At 36.8% G+C, this 22,371-nt stretch carries 21 protein-coding genes and 2 tRNA genes; 13 read left to right on the top strand and 10 right to left on the bottom strand.

What is annotated here, in order from left to right; all coding sequences use genetic code 11:
- Nucleotides 1–69: 69 nt before the first annotated feature.
- The 8 genes from AC57AW_RS03300 to rbfA all read right to left on the bottom strand — a co-directional run bounded on the left by AC57AW_RS03300 (nt 70) and on the right by rbfA (nt 7,716).
- On the bottom strand, nt 70–252 hold the full coding sequence (locus AC57AW_RS03300) for a bacteriocin-like protein (RefSeq protein ID WP_496350814.1): 183 nt from the start codon (nt 250–252) through the stop codon (nt 70–72).
- A 33-nt stretch (nt 253–285) separates the two neighbouring features.
- Complete coding sequence (locus AC57AW_RS03295) at nt 286–450, bottom strand: bacteriocin-like protein (RefSeq protein WP_496350813.1); 165 nt, start codon at nt 448–450, stop codon at nt 286–288.
- Nucleotides 451–511: 61 nt separating this feature from the next.
- On the bottom strand, nt 512–1,537 hold the full coding sequence (gene ribD / locus AC57AW_RS03290) for a bifunctional diaminohydroxyphosphoribosylaminopyrimidine deaminase/5-amino-6-(5-phosphoribosylamino)uracil reductase RibD (protein ID WP_496350812.1): 1,026 nt from the start codon (nt 1,535–1,537) through the stop codon (nt 512–514).
- Nucleotides 1,538–1,600: 63 nt separating this feature from the next.
- A complete protein-coding gene (locus tag AC57AW_RS03285) occupies nt 1,601–3,403 on the bottom strand; it encodes a DUF349 domain-containing protein (RefSeq protein ID WP_496350811.1) in 1,803 nt (600 codons plus the stop codon).
- Nucleotides 3,404–3,477: 74 nt separating this feature from the next.
- Entirely contained in the window at nt 3,478–4,215 is a 738-nt protein-coding gene (locus tag AC57AW_RS03280; protein WP_496350810.1) for a shikimate dehydrogenase family protein, read from the bottom strand.
- 61 nt (nt 4,216–4,276) lie between these two features.
- On the bottom strand, nt 4,277–6,067 hold the full coding sequence (locus tag AC57AW_RS03275; protein ID WP_496350809.1) for an endonuclease: 1,791 nt from the start codon (nt 6,065–6,067) through the stop codon (nt 4,277–4,279).
- 80 nt (nt 6,068–6,147) lie between these two features.
- On the bottom strand, nt 6,148–7,353 hold the full coding sequence (locus AC57AW_RS03270; RefSeq protein WP_496350808.1) for an ABC transporter permease: 1,206 nt from the start codon (nt 7,351–7,353) through the stop codon (nt 6,148–6,150).
- Between the two features lie 3 nt (nt 7,354–7,356).
- Nucleotides 7,357–7,716, bottom strand: a complete 360-nt coding sequence (gene rbfA, locus AC57AW_RS03265; RefSeq protein ID WP_047382198.1) for a 30S ribosome-binding factor RbfA — start codon at nt 7,714–7,716, stop codon at nt 7,357–7,359.
- A 93-nt stretch (nt 7,717–7,809) separates the two neighbouring features.
- On the opposite strand from rbfA, the gene mce reads away from it, so the two are divergent.
- Both mce and AC57AW_RS03255 read left to right on the top strand, forming a co-directional pair.
- On the top strand, nt 7,810–8,208 hold the full coding sequence (mce, locus tag AC57AW_RS03260) for a methylmalonyl-CoA epimerase (protein WP_047377770.1): 399 nt from the start codon (nt 7,810–7,812) through the stop codon (nt 8,206–8,208).
- Nucleotides 8,209–8,270: 62 nt separating this feature from the next.
- A tRNA-Ile gene (locus AC57AW_RS03255) sits at nt 8,271–8,344 on the top strand.
- A 42-nt stretch (nt 8,345–8,386) separates the two neighbouring features.
- Here AC57AW_RS03255 and AC57AW_RS03250 read toward each other — a convergent pair.
- Nucleotides 8,387–9,013: a hypothetical protein gene (locus AC57AW_RS03250; RefSeq protein WP_496350807.1), complete on the bottom strand. Its 627-nt coding sequence runs from the start codon at nt 9,011–9,013 to the stop codon at nt 8,387–8,389.
- A 198-nt stretch (nt 9,014–9,211) separates the two neighbouring features.
- Between AC57AW_RS03250 and AC57AW_RS03245 the strand changes: the two genes are divergently transcribed.
- The 4 genes from AC57AW_RS03245 to AC57AW_RS03230 all read left to right on the top strand — a co-directional run bounded on the left by AC57AW_RS03245 (nt 9,212) and on the right by AC57AW_RS03230 (nt 14,557).
- Nucleotides 9,212–10,963, top strand: coding sequence for an alkaline phosphatase D family protein (locus AC57AW_RS03245; RefSeq protein ID WP_496350806.1), 1,752 nt, complete (start codon nt 9,212–9,214; stop codon nt 10,961–10,963).
- A gap of 253 nt (nt 10,964–11,216) precedes the next feature.
- The gene (locus tag AC57AW_RS03240; RefSeq protein WP_496350805.1) at nt 11,217–11,780 is read left to right on the top strand and encodes a hypothetical protein; all 564 of its coding nucleotides are present in this window, start codon (nt 11,217–11,219) and stop codon (nt 11,778–11,780) included.
- A gap of 133 nt (nt 11,781–11,913) precedes the next feature.
- A complete protein-coding gene (locus AC57AW_RS03235; protein ID WP_496350804.1) occupies nt 11,914–13,494 on the top strand; it encodes a Na+/H+ antiporter in 1,581 nt (526 codons plus the stop codon).
- Between the two features lie 13 nt (nt 13,495–13,507).
- Entirely contained in the window at nt 13,508–14,557 is a 1,050-nt protein-coding gene (locus tag AC57AW_RS03230; protein ID WP_496350803.1) for an MBL fold metallo-hydrolase, read from the top strand.
- Between the two features lie 79 nt (nt 14,558–14,636).
- Here the strand turns inward: AC57AW_RS03230 and AC57AW_RS03225 are convergent, their stop codons facing one another.
- A complete protein-coding gene (locus tag AC57AW_RS03225) occupies nt 14,637–15,476 on the bottom strand; it encodes a DUF4822 domain-containing protein (RefSeq protein WP_496350802.1) in 840 nt (279 codons plus the stop codon).
- A gap of 285 nt (nt 15,477–15,761) precedes the next feature.
- Here AC57AW_RS03225 and AC57AW_RS03220 point away from each other — a divergent pair, with 285 nt between their 5' ends.
- From AC57AW_RS03220 to AC57AW_RS03190, 7 genes are all read left to right on the top strand, one after another.
- A complete protein-coding gene (locus tag AC57AW_RS03220) occupies nt 15,762–16,475 on the top strand; it encodes a DUF434 domain-containing protein (protein ID WP_496350801.1) in 714 nt (237 codons plus the stop codon).
- A gap of 3 nt (nt 16,476–16,478) precedes the next feature.
- Complete coding sequence (locus tag AC57AW_RS03215) at nt 16,479–17,129, top strand: tRNase toxin domain-containing protein (protein ID WP_496350800.1); 651 nt, start codon at nt 16,479–16,481, stop codon at nt 17,127–17,129.
- Between the two features lie 167 nt (nt 17,130–17,296).
- Nucleotides 17,297–18,661 (top strand): SDR family oxidoreductase, encoded by a 1,365-nt coding sequence (locus tag AC57AW_RS03210; protein WP_496350799.1) that lies wholly within the window; start codon nt 17,297–17,299, stop codon nt 18,659–18,661.
- An 88-nt stretch (nt 18,662–18,749) separates the two neighbouring features.
- Nucleotides 18,750–18,821, top strand: a tRNA-Gly gene (locus tag AC57AW_RS03205).
- 207 nt (nt 18,822–19,028) lie between these two features.
- Nucleotides 19,029–19,550, top strand: coding sequence for a hypothetical protein (locus AC57AW_RS03200; RefSeq protein ID WP_496350798.1), 522 nt, complete (start codon nt 19,029–19,031; stop codon nt 19,548–19,550).
- Nucleotides 19,537–21,468, top strand: a complete 1,932-nt coding sequence (locus tag AC57AW_RS03195; RefSeq protein ID WP_496350797.1) for a hypothetical protein — start codon at nt 19,537–19,539, stop codon at nt 21,466–21,468. The genes AC57AW_RS03200 and AC57AW_RS03195 overlap by 14 nt, the downstream gene beginning before the upstream one ends.
- A 116-nt stretch (nt 21,469–21,584) precedes the next feature.
- Complete coding sequence (locus AC57AW_RS03190; protein WP_496350796.1) at nt 21,585–22,370, top strand: TatD family hydrolase; 786 nt, start codon at nt 21,585–21,587, stop codon at nt 22,368–22,370.
- Nucleotide 22,371: the final 1 nt, after the last annotated feature.

Here is a 22,371-nt window from a genome sequence, read left to right as displayed (position 1 = left end):
GCATCATGATCATAAATTAAGCCGTCAAAATTTGACGGCTTATATATTTTAAATGTAAAAATTACGATCTTACATCACATCTCCACACAGATCCATTGGAATCAGGCACATGTAGCTTGTTGGACCGCAAAAATCCTGAGGACAATGATCTCTGCATCTTGTAGGCTGTCCATTAGGTAGTATGCATGTTACGAAAATACCTCCCTTGATGGTCTTCATGCTGGTTCGGGATACTTTTTTTAAGTTTTTCATGGTAATATTTTTTGTTTGATTAATTCAATAATATTAACATGAGAATGTTCCATCTGCCCAAGGTGGTGGGCAGCTCATACTTGAAGGCGTTGCACAGCAGTGTTGTAATGAAGGTGGATAAAATGAGCAGCATTCAGGAGCACTTCCTCCATTTACTTTCTTTAAATTTGGTCTTGAAATTTTCTTTAAATTTTTCATAGTAATTTTTTTGTAAAACTAATGTAAAGAAATTATTTCATTTGATGGTGATAAAATGGCTTTATTTTATTCTGAAAAATGAAACGGTATTATCTCTTAAACTTTCAATTTTAGCTGCTGTGTGATTGAATTCAGGCGCTTTTGTTCCGTTTTCAAGCTTTAAATTTTCATTTTTGATGACAATAGCTTCGTCCCAAAGATCAGCATCAATAAAATGCTGCAGTGTAAAACGGCCGCCTTCAATAATGACAGACTGTATCTGCTCTTTATACAATGCTACCATAAGTTCAGGAAGAAAATTATCCTTATTGATTTTAATAAATTGAATAGATCCTTCCATGCCTTCTTTTACAGCATTTAAAACCAATGTCCTTGCTTCATTGTTGTAAATGTTGAAATTGGCTGGGACTTTTAAATCAAAGTCGATCAGAATTCTGACAGGGTTTGTTCCTTCAGCATTTCTTACCGTAAGACTTGGATTGTCATTTAAAGCAGTTTGGGTTCCTACTAAAATAGCATGCTCGTCAGCTCTTAACTGATGAACAAACTGATTCACCAGAGTGTTGGAAACAGCCGTTGGTTTAAAGTCTTTATCTAAAAATCCGTCACCAGATTCTGCCCATTTTAAGATAATATAGGGTCTTTTCTTTTCATGGTAAGTGAAAAACCTCTTATTAAGCTCAATACACTCTTCTTCCAGGATTCCTGAAATAGCTTCAATTCCTGCATCCTGGATGATTTTTTTTCCTTTGCCATTGACTTTATCGTGGGAATCCATAGCGCCAATAACCACTTTTTTAAATCCTAATTCTTTAATCTTTAAAGCACAAGGCGGAGTTTTTCCATAATGCGCACAGGGTTCCAGAGATACGTAGATGGTAGATTCCGGAATAAGGTCTTTATTTTTAACGGAATTGATGGCATTGATCTCAGCATGGTTTTCTCCTGCTTTATGATGGTAGCCTTCACCAATGATCTCTCCGTTGTGTACAATCACACTGCCTACAAGAGGGTTGGGGTAGGTTCTGCCAAGGGCTTTTTGCGCCAGTTCGATACATCTTTTGATATATAGTTCGTCTTTGTTCATGTTTATAAAAAGAAAAAGCGAAGACAAATTGCTTTGCTCCGCCTTTATTTATTTTGTTATTTATTAATCTCCGCTAATGATGCTGTGAAGATTCTGCTTTAATGTTTCCAGATGAGCTTTTTTCTCATCAATGGTGTTGTAAGTGTCTCTTAAAAGAGGATTTTCTCTCGATGGTTTGTTGAAGAAAGAAAGGTTGTTTTCCAGTTTTACAATTTCACCTTCAAGATCAGAAATCTGGTTTTTGATCTTTCTTGCTTTGTCAGTAAGTTGGTTTTCAGACAGCCCTTCTTCTTTCAGTTCAAGTTCGTTGATTTTGTTTATTTTCAATTTCTCTCTCAATGTCTTATTGAATTCAGAATTAATTGAAATTTTATCTCTCGGAACTTTACCGATATTATTCCATGAAGTTTTGATCTGCTCAATTTTTTCGATGCTGCCTTCCTCATTGGAAACCAATTTCAACTCATCAAGAAGCGCTTTTTTGTTTTTATAGTTTTCTTTCCAGTTGTCGGTGGAAGTATTGCTTTTCTCTCTGTAGTTGTTGAAGAATGCATTACAGGCATCACGGAATTCATCCCAGATTTTATTGGTCATGCTCTTTGGAACGTGGCCTACTTTTTTCCAGTCTTCCTGCAGTTTTTTGAATAATGGAACTACAATATCCCATTCTTCATTGTTCATATTGTCCTGTGCAGTCTGGATTAGTTTTAATTTTTCTTCAAGATTCGCTTGCTGTGAACCTTTCAACGATTTATAATAGTTATTTTTCGTTGTATTAAACCCTCTCAGTGTTGTTTTGAAATCATTCCAATTTTGGTTGGATAATTTTCTTGGAACGCTTCCGGTTTTTAAGAAGTCAGAACGTAGATCTTCAACTCTTTTGATGGAGTTTTGCCAATAGTTGTGGTTAGGAGTTTCTGATGGCTCAGAAAGTTTCTTGATTTCAGCAATGATCTCGTTTTTCTTTTCAAGATTTACAGTCTGTTCTTTTTCAATAGAAGCAGAAAGCTCAGATTTTCTCTCATGAATTTTGTTGGAAATTTCTTTGAATTCTTCCCATGTTTTTTCACGAAACTCCTCTGCAACAGGTTCAGCCTCTTCTTTCCAAAGTTTATGAAGGTATTGAAGCTCATTTAAAGCCTTTTGGATCACCGGTTCGTTTTCCAGCTCTTTAGCGCGGGCAATAATATGCTCTCTTTTTTCCAGATTGTGGCTGTATTCCTGCTCAAGAAATTCTTTATTAAGATCCAGCATCTGATAAAACTGATTCAGGTGGTGGAAGTAATTATTGTTAAGAATTTTGAATTCAGATTTTGCAACCTGTCCGGCTTTTGACCACTCTTCTTTAATTTCGCGGATGGATTTGAAAAGATTGACTCCCGGTTCAGAATTGGTATATAGATTTTTAAGTCTTTCGATAATGCTTTGACGGTGTTCAAGGTTTTTCTTTTGCTCCTCTTCCTGTCCTTTCTGGAAGTTGTCATGTTTTTCCTTGAAAATATTCACCAATGCAGAATATTTAGTCTGAGAAGGATGCTCATAGCTGAAATTTTCAGCAGGATTTCCGGCTTCTACATATTCATGCTTTTTGTCTTCCACTTCATCATGGATATAATGACTTGCTTTTTCCTTCAGCTGGCTGAATCTTTTGAAATTCTCACCGGCGTTGGGAGTGTTGATGATTTTTTCCATTTCCTTTAAAGCATCAGTCAGAGAAATTTCTACCTCTTCATGTTCTTCCAGGTGCTCTGCATCATCTTCATGTCGGTTTGCATCATGAGAAACCGGGTTTTCTGATGTGTCCTGAGATACTTCGTTAGGATTGTTCTTTTCTTCGTTTTCAGAAAGATTGTTTTCTGTAGTCATAGCAAATCTTTTATGTGAATGGCGTTTATATCCTTTAAATATAGCTTTAAGGCCAATTAAAGCACTAATTTATGTTATTTTTTTTGAAAATTCCAAATTTCCCAAGCTTTTTCTGCTTGCTGTTCAAGCATATAATATCCATTCACGGTCTTTGCTCCTTTTTCAGAGGCATTGATGATGAATTGGGTATAGTTGGGATTGTAGATAAGATCGATGATCAGGTGTTCAGAAGAAAGTCCTTCAAAAGGGAAATTCAGACAGTCTTTAACATTCGGGAAAGTACCTACTGGTGTACACTGAATGATTATTTTGTGTTCCGCAACGGTTTCTTTATCAAGGTTTTCAAAATTAACTTCTGTACTTCTGGAAATGGTTATAGAAGGAATGTTATGTTTATCTAAAGCATATTTGACTGCTTTTGCAGCGCCGCCGTTTCCTAAGATCAGTGCTTTGTCCTGAGAAGGGGTTTTGTGTAAAAGAAGGGTCTTTTCAAATCCGAAAGCATCCGTATTATACCCTGTTTTTTTTCCATCCTGAATAAGAACACAGTTTACGGCACCTATTTTCTCTGCTTCATCGCTTAATTCATCGAGATAATCAATGATTTTCTCTTTGTAGGGAATGGTAACATTGAATCCTAAAAGGTCAGGAGTAGAAAAAAGGTTTTCCACTTCATTGATTTCGTTCAGATCAAAAATATCATAGGAGAAGTTCTTCAGCATGAGCTTCTGGAACTTATTTTCGAAGAATTTTTTAGAAAAAGAATAGGAAATATTTTTTCCTATCAATCCTAATTTTTTATTGGAATCCATAGATCAAAAGTAAAAAAAAGACCGGATAAATCCGGCCTTGGTTTGAAATATTTTTTAATAATTAATCTACGATAAATTTTGTAGAGAAATTATCTGTTTTCAGGATGTAAGTTCCTTTTACAGCACCTTTAAGGTTGATTTTATTTGAATGTTTGAAAGGATTATTGATCGTTTCAATTAATTTTCCTGAAAGGTCATAGATATCGGCTTTTGAAATTTTGTTAAGGTTTTCTCCTTTTACAAATAATTCATTGTTTCTTACTGGGTTAGGATAGATAGTGAATTCTGATTTGTCTTTTTGAGTTTCAGCTGTTCCTAATGTACCGAAACATGCCCAGCTAAGGTCATCCAGAGCAACTCTGTTGGAAGTAGAAGAATTTGTCAGCTTTATAACAACATTTCCGCTTACGTTTATATTGTTAATGGTAGTTGTAGTGACAACATTACTGTAAGGAATAGTTCCTACATTAACATCATTTACAAAAACATTGAAATATCCTGCGTTTCCGGAGAATTTTAATTGTGTTGTTAAAGTTAAATTCTGGATTCCGCTTGAAAGTGTTGAACTTGTTAAAGAACCATTTCTGATTGTGATTGCTTTATTGTTGATGGTTTGGTCAACTCTTGCGTCTGTCGCAGTCCATGAAATTCCGTTGTTTGTCCAGGTTGCTGTCAGATAAGTATTTGCTGCTCCTGTGATCATTTCAAAATCCTCGGTCCCACAGCTTCCGCCTCCTGCAGGGGTGTCAAGAGTAGTTTCTGTAGCGGTTGTACTTTGTGGAGAAGAGTTTCCAAAAGCATCTTTGGCAATTACATAGAAAGTATATTGAGTAAGTGGAGCTAATCCTGATACAATAGTAGATGTTGTTATACCGGAAACATTAGCTTTTAAAGTACCGTTAGCATAAACCTGGTAAGAAGTTACACCTACATTATCTGTAGCGGCAGTCCAGCTTACAGCGACAGAGTTTGAAGTAGGGTTGTTGGCAACCACGTTAGTTGCTGCTGTAGGTGCTTGGTTATCAATTACCGGAGATCCCCAGATTTGAGTAACATACTCAGGGTGATCAATGAAAGGGTTTCTGTTTCCCTGGTATGTATAAGAAGCATTGTTTCTTGCAATTTCTTCCGCAGATACAGGATCCATTGCATTCCATGCTAAATATTGATTCAGTGCCCAAGGCTGCAGTCCCGGGAATGCTGTGTTGCCAAGCATATCACCGGTAGTGAAATTAGGAAGTTGGCCTTCGTATCTTGTTACAAAATAAAAGAACATTCTGGCAATATCTCCTTTAAAAGCATCAATAGGCTCAAATACAGTACCTGCGTATCCTGGTGATACAGATGTACCTAGTTTTGATCCATTTTTAGAGATAAAAGAAGTAGCGCCAACAACTCCGAAAGGGTAGTTGGATCTCATTCCGTTTACTTTTCCATCAGTAGCACGGATAAAATGAATATCAGCGACCATAGGAGAAGCACTGTTGAATAAACTCTGAGGAATTACGTGCTCTCTGTTGTAGCAGTCACCTTCATTAGAGTAGCCATTAGATCCACATTGATTGGTTCCCAGGATGAAATTATACTGATCCGCCCCATTGGGATTTTCAGAATAAATATCCAGAATGGTTCCATCGTTTTCATAAAAGTAATCACGGTCAGTGGTAGCATAGGCTGTCCATAAACCGCCATATCCATGGTCAACATGTCCATTGCTGATAATGTTTTTAAGAGCTGTTTTAAGAGCAGCACCCGTTAATCCTGCCTGCTGATTATAATATCCTGCGGGAGCCTGTGCAAAACCGCCGATAAATGTCATACTTAACAGTAAAAAAGATAAAATTCGTTTCATTTATTTAAAATTGGGGCGTAAAGGTACGAAAAAATGAAAACGAAGTGTATTAACTTAATGTAATATACGAACCTAGTAGATTAGTTCTTAGTAAGATATTCCTTGCTGATTTTTGAGAAAAACCATGAAATAGTGATCCCAAACAGAGAAGCTGTAAGGGCTACAATAAGATAATTTTTGCCTACAATTTTTACAGGGAAAGGAAGCACTTCATTGGCTCTGAAGAATTCTGTGTAGAGTTGGAAGTAGCAAAGTGCAGTTCCAAGAATCAATCCGGTAATCACTCCGGAAACAACAATCAGGAGGCCAGTGTAGAAATAGGTCATTCTTAAATGACTCAAAGGAAAACCGAATGAAATAAGTGATTTTGCCTGCTCCTTTTTATCAATCTGAAGGATAATAATCGCTCCTGCAAGATTAAAAGTGGTAATGAATATAACCAGTGCAAAAATAAGGTAGATGAAAAGTTTTTCAGTGTTGATCATCTTCCAGAAAGCTGCATTTTCTTCTTCCTTGGTGTTGATCTCAATATTTTTTCCGAGAGAAGAAAGCAGACTTTGTTTTACAGCATCTGCATTTTCCGGATTTTTTAGTTTAATGACAATCTGGTAAGCAGATTTTTTGGGAAGGTTAAGTAATTCTTCCGCAAGCTCAATGGGGGAGATAATATAGCTGTCCAGCTGATCTTTTCCGGGGAAAACACCGGTTACCGAGATATCTCTTTTGTTATAAATGTCTTCTTCTTTATTGATGATCCCTGTTCCGGGTTTAGGCATAAAGACTGTTGCATAATGGTTGGAAGAATCCACAGGAATAGAAAGTCTGTTGTCCAGACTATTTTCCATCAATACTTCATTGGAATATTTGAAGCTTGGATAAGTTCCGTAGAAAACGTCTTTATTGATAGGGTTTACTTTGGTGTATGCAGAATCAACACCTCTTAAATAAGCAATATCTCCTTTTCCGTTGAAACTGATGTATACTTTTTCTTCAATAACACGGGAGAAGCTGCTGATTTCTTTTTGCGAACCTAGCACCTTATTGACAGTGTCCAGATTTTTAATAGTTTTTCCGGAAGTGCTTTTTAAAGTAAGGTCAGCATGAAGATTAGAAATAAGGTCTTTGTTCAGATCCTCAAGGCCTGAAAAAACAGAAATAATGACGAACATTGCAGTCACAGCAACCGTCATGGCACCTACAGACAACCACGTAATGAACGTAACCGCGGTGCTGCCTTTTTTAGCCAAAAGGTATCTGGATGCTATGTAAAATGCAATATTCTTCAAGATTTATAAAACAGGATTGTCGCCTTCGCCTCTTAATTCTCTTTCCAGTTTTTCAACATCATCCAGAGCAGTATCAAGGTAGAAGTTAAGCTGTGGAATAATACGTACCTGTTTTGACATTTTCTGTCCGATGAAATTTCTGTATTGAGGTTTGTTTTCTTCAATCTCCTTCATCACTGCGGTACGAAATTCCTGTGGGAAAATGCTTAAATAAATCTTAGCAATTCCTAAGTCAGCAGTTACTTTTACATCTGAAACAGATACTAAAATGCTCTGTTTGCTTTCTGAAGCCTGTTTGCGGAAAAGCTCTGCGAAGTCTTCCTGAATAATCTGTGCTACTTTTCTTTGTCTGTTACTTTCCATAATTTCTGCAAATTTAGTACTTTTGTTTGAATTGATACTTTGAAATTACACTGTAGTATCAAATTTACGATTTAATTATATTTATTAGTATTTATGAAGCTAGAACATATTGGTATTGCCGTAAAGTCTTTAGGAGTTTCTGACGAGCTTTTTGCTAAACTACTAGGAAAAGAATCCTATAAAAAAGAATCTGTAGAAAGGGAAGGGGTTGTAACTTCTTTCTATGAAACAGGAGAAAGTAAGATAGAGCTGTTGGAAGCCAGTAATCCTGAAAGTCCGATCTCAAAATTCATCGATAAAAAGGGTGAAGGCATCCATCATCTGGCATTTGGAGTTGAAAATATCGTGGAAGAAGTGAAAAGACTGAAAAAAGAAGGATTTCAGTTTATCTCTGAAGAACCGAAAGAAGGTGCTGATAATAAATTAGTTGTCTTCCTTCATCCAAAGTCTACAAACGGCGTGCTGGTAGAACTTTGCCAAGAAAAGCAATAAAAAATTTTGTAGTAAAAGAAATTTTACTATTTTTGCAAACACAAAATTTAACCAAGTTTTGAGGTCCTATAGCTCAGTTGGTTAGAGCACCTGACTCATAATCAGGTGGTCCCTGGTTCGAGCCCAGGTGGGACCACAGAAAATCAACCGCTTACGTAATGTGAGCGGTTTGTTTTTTTCAGGGTTGGTCTGTATGTGCCAATATCCATAAGGTCCTTGTTTTCTTACATAAGATCAGAAAGGTTTCATCCATAATAAAATCTATGAACCAGCTGTTCCAGGCTGTATTGGAACTCCAGCACAATAAAGATTGTTGATCATACTCTTCATCAAAAAGTTCCATACAGAATTCACGGGCAAACCTTTTACTTTCCAGAACAGAACTTTCAAATTTTGATCGGTAAGCACCTCCATAGCAAAGAAGAGATGCTAAAGAACCATCAAGACAAAGCCCATTAATATAAGTGAAATCGGGCTTTTTATCAATAGTAGAAATTTCACCGATTTCTATCATTTCACCTGGAAAAACACTACATGTTCTAAACTCATTTAAAACAGTTTTAGAGCGTAAAAAATAATCAGTAAAGTTTATATCATGAAGTAAACCTCTTCCAAAATACCAGTCAAATAAATCATTTTCTTCAAACTGGAATCCTTTAAATAAAAGAAGCCCACCAATGCTCTTTCTCAGCAAAGTGATGAAATTAAACTCTCTATCAATAACTTTATAGTGAACATTTTCCCAAAATTTATCTAAATCATGAAGATCAGGGATGAAATTATTATCTGCTGCAATAGGTTTCATTTTTTTTAATTGTATGATTATGAAGCAAATTAAAAATATAATTACGCAGTCTTTTTGCGTAGAAATTTACTCTTATGAGTTTTTAATTTTTTTTGAAGAAAATCAGATGCTAAACAAATGTTTAAAAAAGTATAAGGATTAATTAAAATTCAGTTAACAGCCTTCTTCCACAGATACCGTTGCTTTGCAAAAAAAGTAATGATGGAAAACAATAACCAATTCAACAGAAGAAGATTTCTTAAAAATTCACTTTTAGCAGCCGGAGGAATTTTTATAGCTCCTTTAATTGAAAGCTGCAGCGATGATTTTACTGAAAGCGGGAATGCCCCTGATGATCTTAAAAACGGAGGATTTGAATCCGGAGTAGCAAGCTTTGACCCAAGCGCTACGGGAATCATCATCTGGACAAGATATTCTAAGGGTACAGATGCGGAAATTACATGGGAGATCAGTAAAAATAGCAACTTTTTAGACATTGTAAGAAGAGGTCAAGCGAATGCAACAGTAATCAATGACTTTACGGTAGCCGTAGATGTACAGAATATCTCTTCCAATACCAAATATTACTACAGATTCTATAATAGCAAAAGTAAAGAAGTAAGTGTAACAGGGGAAACCCTTACTTTGCCTTCAAAATCAGATGCTGTAAATGAAGTAAAAATGGCAGTAGTGTCTTGCTCCAACTTTCCTGCTGGGCTTTTCAATGTCTATGGGGCGATTGCAAAATCTGAAGCCGATGTAGTGGTACATCTTGGAGATTACATCTATGAATATGCTCCTGGACAATATGGAACAAATCCTTACACCAATCAATTAGGAAGAGCTCATCAGCCGGCTAAGGAAATTCTTAACCTCAGCGATTATAGAGAACGATACAGACAGTATAGAGGCGACAAAAACCTTCAGCTTCTTCATCAGAAAAAACCATTCATCTGTGTTTGGGATGACCATGAATTTGCCAATGATACCTATAAATCCGGGGCAGAGAACCATCAACCCAACGAAGGAGATTTTCAGGCCAGAAAAATGGCTGCTTTCCAGGCATACAGCGAATATATTCCTCTTAAAACGGGGAAAGATATGAGAATTTACAGAAGCTTCAATTTCGGAAATATTGTTTCTCTTTATATGATGGATACGAGGGTGATTGCAAGAGATAAACAAATGGAATATTCTGATTATCTGGATAATGCAGGGAATTTCAATCAGGTGCAATTTAAAACAGATTTTCTGAGTACCAGCAGAAAACTGATCGGGAATGAACAGATGTCATGGCTGGGTTCTCAGATGAATGGGGATACTGCAAAATGGAAGGTGCTTGGACAGCAGATTTTAATGACTAAAATGATGGTTCCTGCAGAACTTCTAATGTTACTGAATCAGATTTTAGCAGAAATAAAACAACACGGAAATGCACAGCCGGCCACCATGCAGGCCCTTCAGAGTACCATCACACAATTAATTATTCTTAAGACAAGACACCAACAGCAGGATCCGACATTAACACCACAGGAAATTGCAAGAATCACAACTACTTTGCCGTATAATTTGGATGCGTGGGATGGATATTTCATGGAAAGAGAACAGCTGTATTCCCTTCTTGCAGGAAAAAATGTAGTGGTACTGGCAGGAGATACCCACAATGCATGGTTAGGAAAGTTAACTGATGCTCAAGGGAAATTTATCGGAACCGAACTGGCATGCAGCTCCGTTTCTTCTCCGGGATTGGAAGGCTATCTGGGAATCACCTCTGATCCTACAAAAGCAATAGAACTGGCGCAGGCATTTTCATTGCTGATTGATGATCTGGATTATGCCAATCTCTATAAAAGAGGGTATCTGCATGTGAAATTTACAATGGGAAGTTCTATGGCAGAATGGAGATTTGTAGACAACGTCATCTCCGATACGTACAATACAACGACAGAAAAAACATATACGATTTCATAGTTTCAATTTAATTATATCTTATTTTCAATTTGAGTAAAAAGAGTCATGGTGTGCCACTGTGGCTCTTTTATGTTATTGACTTTTTTTGTATCTTGAACAGATGCAAGAGGAAATAAGAAAAGATTTTTTGCCGTTAGTTTCTAAGTCATGGAGGTTCATGACGTGGCTGACCAGAACGTCGGCCGTACTTTTATTATTGGTGATGTTTTTAGTGTTATTGATATTGCCCGTTATTATTTGTAAAAATACTGCAATGCTTGTTGTAGTATCAATATTGTTCTATCCGGCCTTAGGTTTTGGTTTATACCGTTTTATTCTTTATCAGAAGACAGTCAGAAAAAGAGAAGTTAAAAAGATTATAGTTGATGATAAGGGAGTTCATTATGAAAGAAAAGATGGTACAATTGATCATATTCTTTACCAGAATCTGGAAAAATATAACCTTGCGGATGAATATGATGTAGATCTTAGCCCCAGAAATAAAATCTATGTATTAAAAGTAAAACATAATGACTCTGTAACAAACGTAGATTTTGATGGAGTGGATGCGGGTTACACTAGCTATATTGTCAATCTCAAAGCTTTGCGGAGAAAATATATTCAGGGAATTGTTTACTTCAGACCGAATTTGCGTATCAATCCTTCCGTTTATACTACATACAATATCAATCCTGTAGATTTTACATTTGATAAAAAGGAATATTGGACAGCGTTTGCGAAGACTTTAGCAGTAATGATTCTATTATGCTCTATATTGGGATGTATTATGCTGGGACTGGCTAAATGGCTTTCTAAAGATCAGATTTATTTACATTAACAATCCATCTGTTAAAATTTTCCCTCAATCAAATTTATTTTCACATCTCAAAATCTTATGCTTATATTTATTTTTCTTTTAAATTTTGTTATTTGGTAAACAGGGACATAGTTTAAAATTAATTGAAAAAGCAATGGTGGAAAATTTTATTTATTATTTAGGACTGGTCCTTGTCATTATCGGGGCCATTATGCTGGCTAATCGGCTGAAAGTAGCCTATCCTATCATACTGGTTATTGCGGGACTTCTTATCAGTTTTATCCCCGGACTGCCGGTGTTAAAAATTGATCCCGAACTGATCTTTATTATTTTCCTGCCTCCGCTTTTATACGAAGCAGCTTTCGCCGTTTCCTGGAAGGAAATATGGAAAATGAGGAGGATTATCACCAGTTTTGCCTTCATTGTGGTTTTTCTTACCGCAATAACTGTAGCTTTTGTAGCGAATTCATACATTCCTGGATTTTCATTGGCATTAGGCTTTGTATTGGGTGGAATTGTATCACCACCAGATGCTGTGAGTGCCGGAGCTATTTTAAAATTTGTAAAAGTTCCTAAAAATCTATCAACCGTTCTGGAAGGGGAAAGCCTGTTCAACGATGCTTCCTCTCTGATCATTTTCAGGTTTGCAATGGTAGCAGTGGCTACAGGACAGTTTATATGGCAGGATGCTGCCATTAGTTTTGGATGGATGGTCTTCGGAGGTCTGGGAATTGGAGTCGTATTGGCTTTTGTATTCCTTAAAATTGAAAAAATATTTCCTACCGATGTTAATATGGATGCTATACTAAGTCTGGTAGCTCCTTATGTGATGTACATTGCCGCGGAAGAAGTTCATTCTTCGGGAGTACTGGCTGTAGTGAGCGGAGGTTTATTTCTTTCAGTAAGAAGACATGAAATTTTCAGAACTTCACAATCCAGGTTAAAAGGTTCCAATGTCTGGGAAAGTTTTGTATTTCTGATCAATGGAATCGTGTTCTTACTCATCGGATTGGATCTTCCGGAAATTATGGTAGGTTTAAACAAAGAAGGAATAAGTCTATCCGATGCTGTTGGTTACGGACTGCTGATTACAGTTGTACTGATCATTGTTCGTTTGCTTTCTTCTTTCGGTGCTGTTTTTGTAACATTGATTATGAGAAACTTTATTAATGTAGCCGATAGAAACCCCGGAATGAAAGCTCCAATACTGATGGGTTGGACGGGAATGCGCGGGGTGGTTTCTCTTGCAGCGGCATTATCTATTCCGGTAGTGATGGAAAACGGGCAGCCTTTCCCACACCGTGATCTCATTCTCTTCATTACCTTTATTGTGATTCTTGCTACTTTGATTATCCAGGGACTTACATTACCTACTTTGATTAAAAAACTAGATTTATCAGATATTGGAGGAGGGTATTTGTCAGAAGAAGAATCTGAACATTTCTTAAGAAGGGAAATGCGGAGGGTAGCCTTTAAATATCTGGATGAAAATTATAAAGAAAGAAGAAGCGAAAATGAATATTTTAGCAAACTGATGGACCGCTGGGAACAGGAAGATAAAGAAGATTCTATTCATAAACTGTCTGAAGAAGCGAAAGCAATCTATTTTGAAACCCTCGAACAGCAAAGAATCTGGCTCCGGGAAGAAAACAGACGCAACCCAAATATTGACGAAGAATATATAAGACATTATCTAACAAGACTGGACCTTGAAGAAGAAAGGCTTAGAATGTAAAAAAATAAAGGGAATGAAAAATTTAAAAAAGCAGCTCGGGCAGTTTCCCGATGAAAAAAGAAAAGAATATTTCAATACACTTCCCAATTATCTTAATGGGAGATTTCAGAATATATTGACGACACCTCCTTTATTAGAAGGAGAAAGTATGACCAAGGTACTTTTTCATACTCTGTGTAAAGTAGAGAACACTTCACCAAAGACAGAACTTCCATTTGTAGTAACTGATCTAAAGAACCTTCAGCCGGAAGAAAACGTTCTCGTATGGTTTGGGCACAGTTCTTATTTCATACAGGTGGATGGCAAAAAATTTCTGATAGACCCTGTTTTCAGTGGAAATGCTTCCCCAATGCCAGGATCCATAAAAGCTTTTCAGGGAGCCGATTATTATAAACCGGAACATATGCCGGATATTGATTTCCTGCTTATCTCACATGACCACTGGGATCATCTGGATTATAAAACTGTTCAGGAATTAAAAGATAAAGTAGGAAAAGTGATTTGTGGTTTGGGAACTGGCCAGCATTTTGAATACTGGGGCTGGAGTTTTGACAAAATCATCGAAAAAAACTGGTGGGAAAGCATAGACATCGCAGAAGGTTTCAGAATTACGCTTACACCTGCAAGGCACTTTTCAGGAAGATTACTGAACCGCAATATCTCACTCTGGACTTCCTTTGTCCTGAAAACACCTACGAAAAAATTGTTTTTGGGTGGTGACAGCGGCTATGGAAATCATTTTGCAGAAATTGGTGATAAATATGGACCATTTGATTTAGCTGTAATGGAAAACGGTCAGTATAACGAAAAGTGGCCCTACATTCATACCTTGCCAGATCAGCTGATGACAGAAATAAAAGAACTGAAAGCTAAGAACTTTATTCCTGTCCACAATTCCAAATTCAAGCTGGCACAGCACACATGGTATGAACCTCTGGAACTAGCCTCAAAACATGCAGAAGAAAACAATGTACCAATTACCCTTCCTATGATCGGAGAAAAAGTAGATCTGGATCAGTTAGGAACCATAAACTGGAAAAAATGGTGGGAGGACTGTTGGTAATGCATTACGAGCGTACATTAAAATATAAAAGCCTGCCCATCACTGAGCAGGTTTTTCCTTCTTATTAAAAAAATAATCACTACAAAGGCTCCTTATGGTTGACCTTAGTATGAATGATGTCGTAAAATATAGTTGGATTGGTTGCGTCAGGTGTAATTCTGTAAGTAAACGTAGTTTCGTTCAGAACCAGAATATCCACAACACGAGTAAAAGTTGGAGTGGTAAGAGTTCTCTTCTTCCCGTCAGGAGAAATAGACCATGTACCTTCAGATCTCAATACATCATTTAATCCGAAAATTTTAAAAGTTCCGTTCGCTTTGAAGTAAGAATATCCTACAAATCCGGCAACAGTGGCATCATTTAATGCAACATTATTTCCACTTTTATCCTTCGCACCAGTTGTTTCCCATGGAGTAGAAGCTAAAGTAAGCTGTCCGTTGGTTGGTTCCGTATGAGAAGTTCTTGTGTGAATGATGTCATAATATACAGAAGGATCACTTGAGTTAGGACTAATTCTGTACGTGAATTCATTTTTGTTCAAAACAAGAATTTCAACATCACGAGTGAAAATAGTAGTTCCATCCGGGTTCAGTGCGGCAATTGTTCTTGTTTTTCCTTGTGCATCTACAGACCATGTTCCCATAGATCTCAATACATCAGTCAGGTTATAAATGGCAAACTTTCCGTCTGCTTTAAAATAGGCAAAACCTACATATCCGGCAACGCTGGCATCGGTAAGTGCTACATTATTTCCAGTTTTATCCTTAGCGCCGGTAGTTTCCCATGGAGTAGAAGATAATACCTGTGAGGGAGTCTGCTGTTCAAACATGATTTCATTGTCATCACTTGAACATGAAACGAAGGATGCTGATAACAGCATTGCTGCAGACAGATAACATAATTTTTTCAGTGTATTCATAAGAGTATTTTTTAAGTCTTTGCAAACTTATTTCTAATAAATATCAAAACGTTGTACAGAATATCTCTTTTGTTGTAGAAAACATAACAGATCAGAAATTGGAATGAAAGAAATAGTGTTAATTGGGGCCTCTCTTCAAGATATCAATAACGTTGACAAGGATTACTGTATGGGTATAATTCCCCTCTCCTGGAGGGGTGGCGAAAATTCAAAGAATTTTTGACGGGGTGGTTTAATATCCCAAAATAAAAACAATATCTTACACTAAAAATTCTATTTTTGAGTATGAATAACAGAAACCGCGGAAAAAACACGGGTGATGATACCCTGTTCGGTTCAGAGAAGCAGATTGGCAAACTGAAATTGGCTGTTGAAGATATGCGGTATCTGCTAACCAGAGAATACCCGGAAAAAGCGGCTTCTGACCTTGTTGGAAACAGATATAGATTGAAAACCCGCCAGATACAGGCTTTACGGGGAGCATCAGCAGCAGATTCACAACTTTACAACAGACAGTTGAAACACGTAGAAACTTTAGATTTAAAAGGAAAAACAGTTTATCTTGATGGTTTTAATGTCCTGATCCTTTTGGAAAGTCTCCTTTCAGAAGCGTACATATTTGAAGGACTGGATGGCTGTTTCCGGGATCTTTCCGGAGTTCATGGAACGTATAAAAGAGTGAATCAGACCTTAAGAGCTATAGAATTGGTGGCTGCTTTTTACCAGAAAAATCAGATTCACAAACTTGTCTGGATCTTTGATAAACCGGTTTCCAACAGTGGACGGATTAAACAGATTATTCTTGAATTCGCAGAACAGTACCAACTCAATTGGGAAGGTGATCTGCAATTTAATCCGGATAAATTTTTGGCTGAAAGTTCAGAAGTCATTATTTCTTCCGATGCCTGGATTCTGGATCACTGTAAAGAATGGTTTAACCTGATTGGCTATTTGACCAAAGAAGAAAAACTTTCTGTTAATCTGATTAAAATGATGTAAAATATGAATCTTTTTGACCCTTATATTTTTCTCTTTTCTGAAGCATGGAAAGACAAATACAAAGCAATTTTAGAAAAAGAACATCTTGAGCATCTTGAAAAAAATATTCAGAAGTTTAAGGATGATACTTTAGAATTGCACCTGCCTTATTTTAATGAAGAAATAATAATCGACAGAAAAGAAAGCTTTGAAAAACTGATTACTATTCTTGAAAGTAACGACTCAGATGAGGTGAAAGCAAAATCTCTGGAAACCACGCCGTTTGAACATTGGCTGAATATCTTAGGACAAAGATTAACCTCCGCAAGCATCCGTGATGAAAGTGCGATCCCGCCTTTGAAAACAATGCTGATCAATGCCTGTCAGGAACCCTTCAACACTGAAATTACCATTGCACAAAGAGCCTGGGAAAAACACATTGGACGAATGGATGACGATTTCTGGGGAGAAATCAAAGGAAACAATCAGCAGAAACAGGAAAAAGTAATGGCGAAAATTCATGATATCCTTGACAACAGAACCTGGTGGAATGTTTTCTTCCATTACAAACACGAACTGGTTTTTGAAGTCAGGGAAAAAGAAGGCCACGGCATCCGCTGGAGCCATGGAGGAACAAAACTGATCGGCTTTCTTGAAAAATTCATCAACGAATAAATAAACCTCTGTGTCATCTGCAAAATCTGTGAGAAAAATAAAACTCTCGTAAATTATTCAGATCAAGCAGATTTAGCAATTTTACTTTTCACCTTTTTCATTCTTATTTTACTGCGTAAAAACATTGCGCAGAAGCCTTCTAGTTTTGCAGACATAAAACAGAAGCTATGAATCAATCAGACCAAAGATTTTCAACCGAAGAATGGGAAACATGTCTCAAGGTTTTGAATGCCTTGAAAGAAGACCCTTTCCTGAATCCTGATAATAAAACATTTTCAGGGCTGATTACAAAAATTCATAAAAGTGCCAAAAGACAAAGTCGTCACGAGAATTATTCAGAGATGAAATCTCATGATCTGACAGTAAATTCTACTTCTGTATTGATGCAGAATGCTTTGGCGGGAGTTTCTGCTTTTTATGATGATGAAAGAGAAGAAGTACAGCTTACAAAACTTCAGATTCCCAAAAACTGCTACTGCTGTAACCAGAGCTATCAATATGCACACTCTTTTTATTCCAGATTATGTCCTGTCTGCGCTGAAGAAAACTATGAAAAGCGTTTTGAAACGGCAGATCTTACGGGAAGAAACGTAATCCTTACTGGAGGAAGAGTAAAGGTAGGTTTTGCCATCGCACTGAAAGTATTGAGAAACGGGGCCAATTTGGTTTTGACAACCCGTTTTCCGGCACTGGCGATGGAATTGATGCAGCAGGAAGCAGATTATGACAACTGGAAAGACAGATTGTGGATTTACGGTTTGGATTTAAGAAATCTGAAGGCTATTCAGGATTTTATAGACTTCTATAAATTCAATTTTGATACGCTGGATATTCTGATCAATAATGCCGCTCAAACAATAAAATATCCCGATGAATATTATTTGCCGATTATAAAACGAGAAAAAGAAAAACTGGTAGAGTTTAAAAATATTCAGACGCTGATTCCGAATCAGACAGAGATTTCAAGTGAAACAGCAAAACTGGAATATGCCCAAAATGAAGAAACTCATATTGCGCTTACCCGTTTTGGACAGCCTGTGGATAACAGAGAAAAAACAAGCTGGAATTCTACTTTGGAGGAAGTTTCTATGTATGAGCTGGTAGAAGTCAATCTTATCAATCATATAGTGCCCTATTTCCTGATCAAAGAACTGAAACCATTGATGAAAAACTCAGCATTTAAAGAAAAATTCATCATCAATGTGACCTCATCAGAAGGAATTTTCAGCTACGAAAATAAAACAGTTTTTCATCCGCACACCAATATGACAAAAGCTGCTTTGAATATGATGACACTTACTTCTGCAAAAGAATTTGAAGCCGATCAGATCTATATGAGTGCAGTAGATGTAGGATGGATTTCCACAGGAGCCAAGGAAAGTCTTAGAAAGAAACAGTTTGAGATGGGATACATTCCGCCGCTGGATTCTGTGGATGGAGCAGCGAGAATTTTACATCCTATTATAGAAGGTATAAAAGGAAATTATCTGAGTGGAGTTTTATTGAAAAATTATAAAGTTCATACCTGGTAAAATCTATACGGAGATAATAGTAATAATGGAAAAATACATTTTGCTAAAATGAGTTGCAGGTTCGATTCCTGCTTATCTCCCAATCCTGGAAACGGTAGTTCAAAGGAAGAACGCTGACCTTCCAAGTCAGAGGCTGCAGGTTCGAGTCCCGCCCGTTTCAAAAGGATACATATTCCCAATATAAATAATGGAGATAATAGTTTAAATGGAAAAATCATTTCTGCACAGAATGGTTGCGTGTTCGAATCACGCTTATCTCCCTAACCGAAAGCCCAAACAGTAGTGTAATCTGGAAAAATATATCCACGGAGGATAGGATGCCGGTTCAATCCCGGTCTGTTTGGCTTTCATTTTAAAATATAATACCATGCTTAAAGATTTATTGATTTTTTTGAATATCATTAACGAAGTAAAAGTTCCTGTACCGATGCAGTGGCAGGAAAGAAAACCTGTAGAAAGAGTCGTAAGGCCAAGAGTTTCTAAAACAGAACAGGTGGGAGAACCGGAAGTGATTTCGATGGAAAGTACACAGAAAACTTTTGAAAGTAAAATCGCAACCGAAGATGAAAATATACAGGAATACTTTTCAAAAGGAAGAGAAAGAAAAACCAACAGAAACTATCTGAACAGAATTAGAAATCTGGAAGAATATACAAAAGGTTATAAAGAATACTGTCTTGAAAAAACAAGCAATCAGCACATGCTGAAAGCTGAAGACTATCATATCTATGCTAAAAACGGAACTACAGAAACATTCCTGATTGCAAAAGATGCTTTTATAGCCCATAATGAACATAAAATGCTGCGAATAGAAAGCGATTGCTTTGTAAAATATATTCAGCAGGAATACAACCCGATCACTCAAATGATAGAAAATGCATACGACTGATACCATACGACGATATAAAATATTCTCCGAAGAAGACTGGAAGGAGATTGTTTTTAATGAACATGCTTTGATAGAGGTATATGCTAAAAACATGACTTTTCATTGCACAGAAATTGAAGGAAGCTTGCTTTTACGTGGCGAAGGCTGCCATTTTCCGGAACTGAAACACATTAAGGGAAATCTTTCTATTGATGCCCCGAACTGTGAAATTCCACTTCTTGAAACGGTGGAAGGACATTTTAAAATGCATTGTTATACTCAGCTGGATCTGCTTAAAAAAGTAAGCGGTCATTTTAAATGTATCATCAACTGTACTTTTAAAAATCTGGAAATAATTGGTGGGTATGTTTCAGTAAAAAATACTACAGTATATAATAAATACGGGCAATTGCTGAAAACGCGGGTCGTGATTCCTGTTCAGTATCAGTTCCAGGCCGATGCGCTTTTGAATGATGGTATTTTTGATATCAATATTCTTGGAGACAATATTGTCATTCCTCATCGGGAAATGCGGGGTAAGATCAATGTTGTGGGTAAAAATATCTCATTCCCAAATCTGGAATTTGTTCATGGTACGCTTAGAATAAGATGTAATGAGGCATCCGGACACAGGTTTACCCATCATTTTCCGGAACTGAAAAAACTGATTGGTAATCTGAGACTGGACAATACAAGAGTTTTGTTTCCAAAACTTCAGGAAGCCGGCGGAAGCATTAATCTGCAAAATGGATCTTATGTTAACTTTCAGGTGCTTGAGAAATGTGGAAATGTTATGATCAATGGTGGAAGCGGAGTAGCATTTCCGGTGTTGACTGATATCAACGGAAACTACCAGTATTATGGTTCTGAAACCTGCTATCTGCATGCGCTTCAATATGTAAAAGGTAGTTTCAATATATTTAAAACTATTGCTCCCAATATTGCTGAGGTAGGTGACTTGATTATCCATGAAAATGGTGATTTCAGACACCTTCAGAAAATTAATGGAAAAATTCAGATTCCTTATCATGCGGACGTTCATATAGATTTTACATCATTGGAGTATCTCGGAGAATGGGGAGGTCCAAGGTTGCAGGAGTTGAAATTTCCGGCTTTGAAATGTGTTACCAATTATTTGTACCATACAAATCCAGGCTTTGAAGAGGTCGCAAAGAATATTTATTTTAAAATAAATAATAATATATATCTTATGAAAGATCAATTTATTATTTCCAGGTCGACTTTTCCTTATATTTTTCAGGAAAAACGTTATCCCCTGAGAAAACTGATTGCGATTCTAAAATTAAGACACAGCAGTTTTCAGAATTTCGAGACCCGTGAATATAAAAGACAATGGGAAAATTTTGAAACTCCGTTTTTTACACAGATCTTAGATAAAATTGAAAGTCTTTGGGATGAGGTGGAGCCGATGAAGTATGAAGAATTTTTTAATACAGAAGACCGTAACTTTAAGCTTTTCTGCTTTAGTTATTATGGAGTAGGAAATCTGATGGAAAAATTGGAAGCTCAAAAAATCAATGAAAAAGAAATTGAAGTTGATTACATCGAATATGATGAAAACGGAAACCAAAAATTAATTAGGAAAACAAACCGTTATGAAGTTCACGAAGTTGAAAATCAGAAACTGGGAATGTTTGTATGGGGCGGAAGACAGCAGTATTCTTATGCAGTAAAATGCTGGTGTCCTTCCACCAAAAAAGAGCATTGGCTGTGGATAGAACAGCAATATAAAGATGATGCATTAACAGCTATTGCATCTACTTTCAGGATACATCATAATTTGATCCCATATATAAAATGCTTAAAAAGACAGGGAGATTTGCTGATCTGCGAATTGAAGGAAAAAATAGCTCCATCCGGAGAGATAAGACCTTTGACAGCGTCAGAATATTTTAATCTCCTGAGAGCAGAAACTTAAAATCAGAAACAGTAGTTTAACTGGAAAAACCTTCCACTCAAAGGAAAATTGTCGGTTCAAACCCGGTCTGTTTCTATTTTTTTTAAACTAAAAAATGTAATTAAATTTAAAAACAAATGAACACATACATTGATATTGGCATTAATCTGACCAATAAACAGTTCTATAATGAACACGAAGAAATTATCAACCGCGCTTTGGACCAGGGTGTAGAACATATGATTCTCACAGGTACGAGCGTAAGAGGAAGTAAAGAATCTGCTGAAATTGCAGAAGAATATCCGGATATTCTATTCTCAACAGCCGGAATTCACCCTCATGATGCCAAATCTTTTAATGGAGAAAGCATCATTGAACTTAGGAAGTTATTAAAACAGGATCATGTGGTTTCAGTAGGCGAGTGCGGACTGGATTTTGACAGGGATTTTTCTCCCAGACCTGTTCAGGAAAAATGCTACAAAGCACAGCTGGAGCTTGCTATAGAAGTCAATAAACCACTTTTTCTTCATGAAAGATCCGCATTTAAAAGATTTAATGAGATCACAGATGAATACCTTTCCCAATTGCCAGAAGCCGTTGTACATTGCTTTACCGGAACATTGGATGAGGCGAAGAGCTATCTGGACAAAGGATTGTATTTAGGATTTACCGGAGCCATCAGTGATGAGAAAAGATTTAAACATCTCGAAGACGTTATAAAATATGTTCCTCTTGACCGAATGATGATTGAAACAGATGCTCCTTTTATGCTGCCGAAAAATATGCCCAGAATGCAGAACAGGCGAAATGAACCAGCATTTTTACCTTATGTAGCACAAACAATTGCCCATCTGAAGAGGATAAGTATTTCTGAGGTCGCAGATGAGACCACAGAAACGGCCAGAAATTTTTTCAGACTATAAA

Source organism: Chryseobacterium sp. BGA-UO-ETr-SB22 (genome assembly GCF_059567885.1).
This window is presented reverse-complemented; position numbering and strand designations above follow the sequence as displayed.